This is a genomic window from Mesorhizobium sp. M7A.F.Ca.ET.027.02.1.1 (assembly GCF_004022985.1).
In the GTDB taxonomy this organism is placed as follows: Bacteria; Pseudomonadota; Alphaproteobacteria; order Rhizobiales; family Rhizobiaceae; genus Mesorhizobium.
In genome coordinates, this window is the sequence record NZ_RZOL01000446.1 from 1 (window position 1) to 4,684 (window position 4,684).

The following is a 4,684-nucleotide window of genomic DNA, read 5'->3' on the forward strand; positions in this document are numbered from 1 at the left end:
CAAGAACGGCGTCGACAACCCCTATGCACAGATGCGCAAGGATTTCGGCTACGAGTTCTGCCGCCAGGAGAGCGAGAAGAACCCGTTCGTTGCCGGCCCACTGAAGCGCACCGACTGCTCGCTGGTCTCCGACGGCGCCGCCGCCCTTATCCTTGCCGACACCGCCACGGCGCTGAAGATGCGCCGTGCCGTTGCCTTCCGCGCCAACGAGCATGTGCAGGATTTCCTGCCGATGTCGAAGCGCGACATCCTGACCTTCGAAGGCTGCGAACAGGCCTGGAACCGGGCGTTGAAATCAGCCGGCGTGACGCTCGACGATCTGTCCTTCGTCGAGACGCATGACTGCTTCACCATTGCCGAACTGATCGAATATGAGGCGATGGGTCTTGCCAAGCCGGGAGAGGGGGCCAAGCTTGCGCTGGACGGCACAACGGCCAGGGATGGCCGCCTGCCGGTCAATCCCTCCGGTGGGCTGAAGGCCAAGGGCCATCCGATCGGCGCCACGGGCGTGTCGATGCATGTCTTGACCGCCATGCAGCTTGTCGGCGAGGCCGGCGGCATCCAGGTGCCGGGCGCCAAGCTTGGCGGCATCTTCAATATGGGCGGTGCCGCGGTCGCCAACTACGTTTCCATTCTCGACCGGATCAGGTAAACCGCCCGCATTTACGGGAGGGTTCATGACAAATCCGGTTCTGATCGAAGTGTTGCGCGGCGCGATCGTCGAGAGCGCGCATCGCGGCTCAGTCGCGGTCTTCGATGGCGATGGCAAGCCCGTCTGGGAGATCGGCGACACAGCCAAGCCGGTGTTTCCGCGCTCGGCGGTCAAGGCGATCCAGGCACTGCCGCTGGTCGAAAGCGGTGCGGCCGATGCCTATGGCTTCGGCAACCGCGAACTGGCGCTCGCCTGTGCGTCCCACTCAGGCGAGCCGGCCCATGTCGAACTGGCGCGATCCATTCTGTCCAAGGTCGGGCTGGATGGGTCGGCGCTCGAGTGCGGCACGCATTGGCCGTCCAATCATGACGCCGAGATTGCGCTCGCCCGCGCCGGCGGCTCGCCGAACGCATTGCACAACAATTGCTCCGGCAAGCATTCCGGCTTCCTCTGCACCTGCGTCCACGCGGGCATTGCGCATCGTGGCTATGTCAAGCCGGGACATGGCTTGCAGGAACTGGTGCGCGACGCCATGCAATCGGTGACGGGCGCTGTCCATGGTGAGGACCAGCGGGCCATCGATGGCTGTTCGATCCCAACCTATGCGGTGCCGCTCAGGAGCTTTGCGATCGGCTTTGCCCGCATGGCCACGACATCAGGTTTTGGCCCCGAGCGAGCCAAGGCCGCGAGGCGGCTGCTGGCCGCCTGCATGGCCGAGCCGTTCTTCGTTGCCGGCACAGGCCGCGAAGACGTCGCACTGATGGAGGCCGCACCAGGGCGGATTTTCACCAAAGGCGGCGCCGAGGGCGTCCATTGTGCCGCAATTCCGGAGCTTGGTCTCGGCATCGCGCTCAAATGCGATGATGGCGCCGGCCGCGCCGGCGAAGCCATGATTGCCACCGTCCTCGCCAAACTGTTGCGCGCCGACGAGGCATTGGCGTTCAAGCTGAGCGAGTTGGCAAACACGCCCATAGAAAACCGCAACGGTGCCAAGGTCGGGGCGCTGAGGCCGACGGCAGCCCTCAACTGACGTGATTGCGCTCGACGGTCAGATGCGCATAGCCGGTATCGTTTGACGAGGCGAGGTCGCCCGTTGCGGGCTCGGCCCAGCGCTGGCCGACAACCGCACCGTTGAGCGCGCCGTCGATGATATTGTCTGAAATGACCGCCGTGCCGGCACCCTCGACCACGGACACGACGATACCGGTTCCGGCCTTGCGGATGATGTTGCCCGTAGCGACGACATTGCGCAGGTAGGGACCCCAGCCGATCTGCATGCCATAAAGCGGCGCGTTCTCGATGACGTTGTTGGAAACGGTGGTGTCGGCCTCAACGCCGATGCCGACGCCAAATCCCGGCGAGTCGGCGGGGTAGGGACCGCTGGTCGACAGATTGCGCACGATGTTGCCGGAGCAGACGCCCATGCGGCCGCCTTCGTTGAAATTGACGATCGAGATGCCGTTGGCGGCGCCGTCGACGATGTTGTTGCTGATGATGGCGCCTTCGAACGAGAACTCGGAATAGACCGCCGTTTCGCCCGAGCGCGAGCAGGTGTTGCCCGATATCTGCAGGTTGCTGGCGCTGTTGGCGCGGATCGCCGAGAAGGCGCAGTCCGAGACGATGTTGCCCGAGATGACGACATTGCCGGCGCGAAAGGCATTGATGCCGTTGCCGTTCTGCCCGGTTCCGCCGCTGCGTGCCTGGATCCGTTGGACGCGGTTGCCGGTGACCATGGTGCCGTCTTCGGCCACCTGCCAGCGGTGCACGAGGATGCCGCCACTGGCGCAATCGGAGACGGTGTTGCCCGTAATGGACAGCCCGCCAGCCTCGACCGAGTAAATGCCGGCATCGGCGGCGCCCGATATCTCGCTGCGCTCGATCCGGCCGATCGCGTGTTCCAGCGCCAGTCCGTTCTTGCTGCTGCCGGTGATCTGACAATTGTCGATGGCGAGGTGCGCGATACGGCGCAGATCGAGCAGCCCTTGCGTGTAATCGCCCATCGTGCGGTTCGAACCATCAAAGACCAGACCGCTGAGTTCGATATGGTCAGCCTGTTCGGCCATGAAAAGGTGGCCGTCACCGCCGTAAACGACGCGCGTCGCGCCCGGCACCCCGGAAAGACGTACGCGGCCGGGCAGTGAAAGATTGGAGACGACATAGGTGCCGGGCGGCAGGAACACCGGCATATCGCGGGCATTGGCGTCACGCAGCAGCTTGGCGAAGGTCTTGCTCTGATCGTCTGATGTGCCGGGCTGCACGCCGAGTTCTGTGGCATTGATCGAGCCGCGCATCGAGGCTTTCTCGATGCCGCTCAAGCTTGCGGCCACCGCCTTGCCGAGCGCAAGCCCCATGACGGCAAAGCCGGCGGTCCCAGTCAGCAGCGTTCGCCTGTTCAACATCGGCACAGAATCCCAGCGTTGAGCCAGCTATCGCAGGAATCGTGCCAGCCGTTCTGTCTCTCCTGCCGAGCGCGCGACAATGGCTTGTCGAGCAGCCTCTGCGGGCCTAAGTTCAGGAAATGAGCAGAGCTTTCACCCGCGAGGAAGACAGCGAAAATGCCATCGCCGGCGTCGGTGAGCGGCCGGTCAGCCACCATCGCAATCTGGTGACGGAACGCGGCCTGGCGCAGATCGAGGACAATCTCGCCGATCTGCGCGACATACTGGCGAAGGCCGAACGCAAAGCCGACCGCGAGCGCATCGCGGTCGTGTCGCGCGACCTGCGCTATTGGACCGCCCGGCGTGAAAGCGCCGAACTCTCGGTGCCGGAGCCGGGCAGTAACCTTGTGCGCTTCGGCATGGGCGTCACGATCGAGAGCAATGACGGCAGGAAGGTCCACTGGAAAATTGTCGGCGAAGACGAGGCTGATCCCACCAAGGGTAGCATTTCGCATGTTTCGCCGATGGCGGTCGCCCTATTCGGCAAGAAGATCGGCGACTTGGCCAGCGTCAACGGCAAGGAATGGGAAATCGTCAAGCTTTCCGAGAGCTAATCCTCGATCTTGACGACATGGTCGCGGAAGAACGCCGCGGCTCCGGGTTCATCGATCTCGCCTGAAGCAACGGCCATGACGAATTCGTAGAGCGTGCCGTTGTCGGCTGTCAGGACATGGCCGTTCACGATCAAAAATGCACCGGCTGCAACTATGGCCGTGCGCTTGTTGCCGTCGACAAAGGCATGATTTCTTGCGATGCCGAAGACATAGGCGGCTGCTAGGTCTTCAACCGAAGGGTTTTCGTAGTTGGCCTTGTTCTCGGCACGCGCGAGCGCAGATTCGAGAGCATTTTCATCTCTCAAACCTTGAGCACCGCCATGCCTGCGCAACTGCTCGGCATGCATCGCTTCAACCGCACGCCGGGTAAGGAACTCCCAGCTCATTCGGCGAGCTTCTGAAGCGCGACCTTGTATTTGTCCATGACCTTGCGAGCAGCTTCCATCTGCCGCTCGAAACTGTCGTCCATCGGCTCAAGGGCAATGCCCTTGTCCGTTTCGACGATCTGGAGCTGATCACCTGTCTTCATGTTCAGACGATCGAGCAGATCCTTGGGCAGGATCACACCTTCCGAATTACCGATCTTGCGAATGGTCGTGTTCATGACAGATATCCTGTTGCAACGCCGATTATAACTCGACCGGCGAGAAGTTGCAACAGGTATTATAACAAGCCTAGCGGACCGCCAGCAGCCGGTCCAGCAGCCGATCCGCCGCCTCCGGAATAACAGTTCCCGGCGGGAAGATCTCGGCAGCGCCGGCCTGTCGCACCGCGTCATAGTCTTGCGGTGGGATGACGCCGCCGGCGACGATCAGCATGTCGCCGCAGCCGAGCTTTTTCAGCGCGTCGCGCAGTTCGGGGATCAGCGTCAGATGTCCCGCCGCCAGCGACGAGGCGCCGACGATGTGGACGTCCTGTGCGACCGCCAGCTTGGCGATCTCCTCCGGTGTCTGGAACATCGCGCCGACGGTGACGTCGAAGCCGAGATCGGCGAAGGCCGTGGCGATGACCTTCTGGCCACGGTCGTGGCCGTCCTGACC

Annotated in this window: 6 protein-coding genes and 1 pseudogene; 3 read left to right on the forward strand and 4 right to left on the reverse strand. The window is 63.0% G+C overall.

Annotation, left to right across the window (positions count from 1 at the left end):
• Window positions 1-652: pseudogene (locus EN749_RS30870) on the forward strand (thiolase domain-containing protein); the annotation flags it as partial.
• A gap of 25 nt (window positions 653-677) precedes the next feature.
• Window positions 678-1,682 carry an asparaginase gene (locus tag EN749_RS30875; protein ID WP_127810945.1) on the forward strand — a complete coding sequence of 335 codons (1,005 nt, stop codon included), beginning with the start codon at window positions 678-680 and terminating at the stop codon, window positions 1,680-1,682.
• On the opposite strand, the gene EN749_RS30880 is transcribed toward EN749_RS30875, so the two are convergent.
• Complete coding sequence (locus EN749_RS30880) at window positions 1,675-3,051, reverse strand: TIGR03808 family TAT-translocated repetitive protein (RefSeq protein ID WP_128364574.1); 1,377 nt, start codon at window positions 3,049-3,051, stop codon at window positions 1,675-1,677. The two genes, EN749_RS30875 and EN749_RS30880, sit on opposite strands and share 8 nt — an antisense overlap.
• 119 nt (window positions 3,052-3,170) lie before the next feature.
• Between EN749_RS30880 and greA the strand changes: the two genes are divergently transcribed.
• A complete protein-coding gene (gene greA / locus EN749_RS30885; RefSeq protein WP_127810943.1) occupies window positions 3,171-3,644 on the forward strand; it encodes a transcription elongation factor GreA in 474 nt (157 codons plus the stop codon).
• Here the strand turns inward: greA and EN749_RS30890 are convergent.
• The 3 genes from EN749_RS30890 to EN749_RS30900 form a co-directional block, all read right to left on the reverse strand.
• A complete protein-coding gene (locus EN749_RS30890) occupies window positions 3,641-4,030 on the reverse strand; it encodes a type II toxin-antitoxin system death-on-curing family toxin (RefSeq protein ID WP_128364575.1) in 390 nt (129 codons plus the stop codon). The genes greA and EN749_RS30890 overlap by 4 nt on opposite strands.
• Entirely contained in the window at window positions 4,027-4,248 is a 222-nt protein-coding gene (locus tag EN749_RS30895; RefSeq protein ID WP_127269970.1) for an AbrB/MazE/SpoVT family DNA-binding domain-containing protein, read from the reverse strand. The genes EN749_RS30890 and EN749_RS30895 overlap by 4 nt, the downstream gene beginning before the upstream one ends.
• Window positions 4,249-4,318: 70 nt before the next feature.
• Window positions 4,319-4,684: cobalamin-dependent protein (locus EN749_RS30900; RefSeq protein WP_189367812.1), on the reverse strand; the 366-nt coding region annotated here is incomplete at its 5' end.

What these genes read in the sequence shown, in the direction of transcription:
- greA (WP_127810943.1), top strand. Translation starts at nt 3,171, where the DNA reads ATGAGCAGAGCTTTCACCCGCGAGGAAGACAGCGAAAATGCCATCGCC.
- EN749_RS30880 (WP_128364574.1), bottom strand. Translation starts at nt 3,051, where the DNA reads ATGTTGAACAGGCGAACGCTGCTGACTGGGACCGCCGGCTTTGCCGTC.
- EN749_RS30890 (WP_128364575.1), bottom strand. Translation starts at nt 4,030, where the DNA reads ATGAGCTGGGAGTTCCTTACCCGGCGTGCGGTTGAAGCGATGCATGCC.
- EN749_RS30895 (WP_127269970.1), bottom strand. Translation starts at nt 4,248, where the DNA reads ATGAACACGACCATTCGCAAGATCGGTAATTCGGAAGGTGTGATCCTG.
- EN749_RS30875 (WP_127810945.1), top strand. Translation starts at nt 678, where the DNA reads ATGACAAATCCGGTTCTGATCGAAGTGTTGCGCGGCGCGATCGTCGAG.